The 478-nt window shown below is 48.5% G+C and carries 1 rRNA gene; it reads left to right on the top strand.

Features of this window, described 5'->3' with window-relative positions:
- Positions 1–88, top strand: a 16S ribosomal RNA gene (locus tag AC5RK6_RS00005); the annotation flags it as partial.
- Between the last annotated feature and the right edge of the window lie 390 nt (positions 89–478).

Genomic DNA, 478 nt, shown 5'->3' with positions numbered 1-478 from the left:
GGGGGAGCGGTCGAAGGTGGGGCTGGCGATTGGGACGAAGTCGTAACAAGGTAGCCGTACCGGAAGGTGCGGCTGGATCACCTCCTTTCTAAGGATTTTTTTGCAAGGGACGCATGGGTGGGCCTGTTTGTGGGTTTGCTTGTTTTTGTTTTGTTTCTTGTGTTTGGGACGCGTAAAAAATGTGTGGCATGCAGGTTGCTTTCATCGTGTTGTGTGGTGGGGGTTGTTTGTGTGTTGTGGTTGGGCGTGCTGTTAGGCATTCGGACACTAGCTTGTCTGTTACTGCCCGTGGCTGGCTGATGGGACTGTTTGTTTTGTTGGTTGGTTGTGGTGTTGGTGTGGTGGTTGGTTGTCGCATAGTGAGCGTGAGCATCTTTATATGNCAANCATGTTTATGCCAGGGCCTTTTTTGGTTTTGGTTGTGTGTTTGTTTGTGATTTTGCGTGATGACGATTTTGTTTTGAGTTTCTTGTGTTTT

The organism is Actinotignum sp. usb-actsch-213 (assembly GCF_059085665.1).
Note: the sequence above shows the minus strand (reverse complement) of the source record. Positions and strands in the feature narration are given on the sequence as shown.